The sequence below is a fragment of the Microbulbifer rhizosphaerae genome (assembly GCF_014191725.1).
Taxonomy (GTDB): domain Bacteria; phylum Pseudomonadota; class Gammaproteobacteria; order Pseudomonadales; family Cellvibrionaceae; genus Microbulbifer; species Microbulbifer rhizosphaerae.
The window spans coordinates 1-4,110 of the sequence record NZ_JACHWZ010000054.1; the positions used below are offsets into that span (position 1 = coordinate 1).

General features: G+C 50.7%; 5 protein-coding genes. 1 reads left to right on the forward strand and 4 read right to left on the reverse strand.

The features are described from left to right. Positions 1-349: 349 nt before the first annotated feature. From FHS09_RS22320 to FHS09_RS22335, 4 genes are all read right to left on the reverse strand, one after another. Positions 350-964 carry a class I SAM-dependent methyltransferase gene (locus tag FHS09_RS22320; protein ID WP_183464087.1) on the reverse strand — a complete coding sequence of 205 codons (615 nt, stop codon included), beginning with the start codon at positions 962-964 and terminating at the stop codon, positions 350-352. A 76-nt stretch (positions 965-1,040) separates the two neighbouring features. Further along, positions 1,041-1,538, reverse strand: coding sequence for a hypothetical protein (locus FHS09_RS22325; protein WP_183464089.1), 498 nt, complete (start codon positions 1,536-1,538; stop codon positions 1,041-1,043). A gap of 69 nt (positions 1,539-1,607) precedes the next feature. Further along, positions 1,608-1,862 (reverse strand): DUF7661 family protein, encoded by a 255-nt coding sequence (locus FHS09_RS22330; protein WP_183464091.1) that lies wholly within the window; start codon positions 1,860-1,862, stop codon positions 1,608-1,610. A 319-nt stretch (positions 1,863-2,181) separates the two neighbouring features. Beyond that, on the reverse strand, positions 2,182-2,604 hold the full coding sequence (locus FHS09_RS22335; RefSeq protein WP_183464093.1) for an IS1096 element passenger TnpR family protein: 423 nt from the start codon (positions 2,602-2,604) through the stop codon (positions 2,182-2,184). Positions 2,605-3,274: 670 nt separating this feature from the next. Between FHS09_RS22335 and FHS09_RS22340 the strand changes: the two genes are divergently transcribed. Next, a partial coding sequence (locus tag FHS09_RS22340; protein ID WP_246395259.1) for a reverse transcriptase domain-containing protein occupies positions 3,275-4,110 on the forward strand: 836 nt, incomplete at its 3' end.

Here is a 4,110-nt window from a genome sequence, read left to right on the forward strand (position 1 = left end):
AGGCGCAATTAGCCTATCACGGAACCAGCCTTCTTTTATGAATCTCTAAAATTCCTCTTATCTTTCAATTAGTTACGCTTAAGTCAGCGCCATTCAGATCTGACCACGTAGAGACCCCGTGCAGACTCAAGAATTGAAAGCCAATCGGATGAGAATGGCTCTGATACTTCAACCTCCAAAGCGCCCTTAGTGGACGCTTGGTAGAGCTGCTTCTTCAGATTGACCTTCTTCATTTACCCCAACTCTCCTGATGACGGCTAACGATCAAGCTCGCTTTTTTGATTCTTGATAGTAGCTCCTTAAGCATGGTTCACCATAGAACGCTGCATTTGGCTTACAAGGCGTCGCATCATCTATTCTCCCGGCCTTTACGCTGACAAATGATGTAGACGTGTAACTCTGGATGCTGATCGTACTCCAAATGTCTGCACACCGAGCCAGCCTCTGTGACAAGCTCCAAGGTTCGTGGAATCCCTATAGTGCTATGGTACATCGGTGGACCCATATGAGAATTTGTCGTCTCCGAGGGATTTTCGGTGCCGCCGACGGTGAAGGTAGCAACACCGCCGGGACTGAGTCCTGTGAGGATCTTTAGCAGGACGTGTTCTTGAGCCCGCAATGGCACATGCCAGATACTGTCCCAGGCGGAGATGAAATCGTAAGAGTAGGGAAATTGCCACTGGCATATGTCTGCGTGGTGGAAGGTTAGTTCCGGATGCCTGTGTCGCGCTAGTTCCAGCATCCTGCCCGAAATGTCTAAGCCTTCGGGGGAAAAGCCGTGCTCAAGTAGAAGGTCGATCACGCGGCCGCTGCTGCCGCAGCCAATGTCGAGGGCTGGCCCTCGAAGGTCAGTGAAAGCGATTGCCCTCTCATGTTGGGCGATGCCGTTTTCCCGCGGGAATTGGTCGCTATCCCAGTGGCTGGCGATTTGGTCGTAGCTATTTCCGACGTCTTGTGGGTCCATACGGTTCAGCGACGCCTAATGTGCTGCTAATCGGCGCGCCGCTTTTGCGCGTCCGGTGGAGCTGCGGGTTAGCTGCTTACTTGTTTTCAAGCTTCTCCTTGAAGTAAACAAGTTCACGATACGTATGGTCATACACAGCTTTTTGACCGTTGAGAATGTTTAGGAAGATCCAGCGGAGCATCCGGCCCCAAAGCGAGTTTGGAAAATCAATGTAGACATTGTGTGACGCTTTGGTTCCAGATTCCGTTCTCTCCAGTTTGAAAACACCACCTTCGGGCAAGTGGAACCGGAACAACCCCCAGAGCAACTTGTAGGTTGCTGTACCAGCCCAGACAGTTAGGTTTGGCTTCTCCATATAAACAATTCGCCCGCGCAGGTCGGCATACACACCAGCTACTCGCTCCCGCTGATGAAACTCAACACCTTGGGCTGGGCGATTCTCTGGGCAGAAATAGATGAGGCCGTAGTGTTCTTTCGGGTTTGAGGCTGTCCAGTTTTCCGGATTAGCCGCATACTCCCAAAGGTCGTTTGGGTCAGCTTGTACAGTAACTTCAGTGTCAGCCGTGACAAACATGGAGTCCCTCGTTGTGGCGCCTAACGCCCGCAGAGGGCCGAAGGGCCCGGAGCATACTGCCTGACCTTGTTAAGCAATTTCCGATCCTGAACTTCCATTTCGCTTTTCACTAAGTCTTATAACATCAGGAAATTTTTCTGAAGCCCACTCGTGACATAGATCACCCAAGAATTGCGTTAATTCATCATCGGCTATTTCTGGAGGTATAAAAATACCAGCATTTCTGCGCTTACCTTCTGAGCCTAAATAGAAGGTTGACCAGTCTTTGCCCCTTCTTTCTATCAACACTTCTCGGCCAAAGATGCTGTACTTGTACGACTCCATGTATCTTCCCTTCGCTTAACGAGGCTGTAGAAAACTCCGGCCTTTCGTTCTGGTTATATTTTACCCAGAAAGTCGCGCTCCTACGTGAATTCTGGACCTGTTTTGTGTGGCGAAAAGCATTTCGGAGCACTCTCCGCAAGATAAATTTGCCACTTCAAGAAGTTCTCGAGTTTTTCTACAGCCTGAGCGCCGCGTTCAGGGGCGGCTTACTCTGTGCGCATTTTGCGCGAAAATGGGAGCGCAGCGACCCCGCAAAAGGTGCACAGTGTAAGCCGTCCCCTGGAGCGCTTAGCTGCGCCGCCCCGCCCACCTGCTAGTATCACGGATATTGCTCAGGGTTTTCGCCTTCCGACTCAATCACCCTTGGATACTGAACCTCCTTCACAAGATTCTTCTTTTTTCGTGCCTTTTTAATCGTGAACATCCAAGAATCACCAAAATCAAAGTGATAAAAGAGTTTCATTCCATTAAGGGGGTACAACTCGTTCAGCGCTGTATCCAAACTTCTCACTTCCTCAAATCCAAATTCATCTTCATCGCGAAATACGACCTTTCTGTTACCCCAATTTCGACCAACAAAAAATTCGAATAGGTGATCGTTATCGAAATTGATTATTTCTTGTATGTACAAGTGTAAATCATATAGATCCATTGACTCTCTGGTTTCTATAACCCTCTTCCAGGGATGCTCTGCGTACATTCCAGATTCAAGCTCTATCGTAAGTGTGTATATTTCTTCCATAGCTTTTTTTCATTGCGGCTAACGCCCTTGTTCAGCGGGAGCCTTGGAGGCGCGAAGCGCTGTAAAGGCTGTCCGGAGGCACCGAAGGTGCCGGAATATACTGGAACAGTTGGTGTACGCCTGACATGGGCATGAACTTATGGGGTGAAAGTCCCCTGTAGGAAGATCACCGTTTATTTAGTGTCCAAGATGCAATTAAACGACAACTACTAGCGAACGGCAAGGGCCAATCCGCGAGGGGCGGTCCGGAGGAAGCCACTAGCAAAACTGCGAGCCGACGGACAGAAACATCATATAAGGCCTGGCCTTGAGGCGAGTCAGCACCAGATGACGAAGCCACGTGATCTAACGGGTAGGGTAAATGATGCGGTTGTGCAGTGAAAGTCCATGCTCTTATTCGGGGAGATCTGACGGCTTTGCGTCCTGATCTTACGTTGCAAGACCACCAGTCGGGGGACTGGTTGACCAACCCCCAGGCGCCCAGGTGGATTGCCGACCTGACGCGAGCGAACCCGGCAATCACCAACGTAAGTAGGGAAGCGCCTTTGTGAGAAATCATAACGGTGACCAGTCAGAAGTCAGCAGAGGTAATAGTAGTCAAATGCCGATCTGTAATGGGCCGGACACGGCGAAGTACCTTACACGAACCACAAAGAGGAGATTATCTAACTTGGAAACCACACAATCCCTGTCCAGGGATGCTGATGACCAGCGTACTGATAACATATCGTCTTTGGATGCAAACCTCCTGGCGCAGGTACTGGCCCGGCCCAACCTGGAACAGGCATGGAAACGGGTGCGTGCAAATAAAGGCGCCCCGGGTATAGATGGCTTGACCATTGAAGACTTCCCCGCGTACTTCCATGAACACGGCGACGCGATTCTGGAAGGGATTCGCATGGAGCAGTATCAGCCCTGCCCAGTAAAACGTGTCTACATCGACAAGGAAGACGGCGGTCAACGCGCCTTGGGAATCCCAACAGTGTTCGACCGCGTGATCCAGCAAGCCATTGTGCAAGTGATCTCACCGATCTTCGAACCGACGTTCTCCGAATTTAGCTACGGATTCCGTCCAAAACGCTCGCAGCATCAAGCTGTTAGAAAGGTTCAGGAGTTTATCGCCGAGGACCGTAAGATCGCTGTTGATGTAGATTTATCCAAATTTTTCGATCGGGTCAATCATGATTTTCTAATGACACAGCTCGGAAGGAAGATTAAGGATAAAGCGTTATTACGCCTAATTGGTCTCTACCTTCGTGCGGGTATCGTCGAAGATGGTGTTCTACTTGAAAACCATCTCGGTGTACCGCAAGGGGGACCACTCTCCCCGCTGATGTCCAATGTGGTGCTCGATCTTCTGGACAAGGAACTCGAACATCGCGGGCATCGGTTTGCGCGCTATGCTGATGATTGTGCGCCACGAAGGCGCACTGGAGGATTCAGATCCTCCGTGCAGCCGTGCTGCACAAGAGATGAGGGCGGGCCCCTCGGAGCCGCCGTGCAGGC

What these genes read in the sequence shown, in the direction of transcription:
- FHS09_RS22320 (WP_183464087.1), bottom strand. Translation starts at nt 964, where the DNA reads ATGGACCCACAAGACGTCGGAAATAGCTACGACCAAATCGCCAGCCAC.
- FHS09_RS22325 (WP_183464089.1), bottom strand. Translation starts at nt 1,538, where the DNA reads ATGTTTGTCACGGCTGACACTGAAGTTACTGTACAAGCTGACCCAAAC.
- FHS09_RS22330 (WP_183464091.1), bottom strand. Translation starts at nt 1,862, where the DNA reads ATGGAGTCGTACAAGTACAGCATCTTTGGCCGAGAAGTGTTGATAGAA.
- FHS09_RS22335 (WP_183464093.1), bottom strand. Translation starts at nt 2,604, where the DNA reads ATGGAAGAAATATACACACTTACGATAGAGCTTGAATCTGGAATGTAC.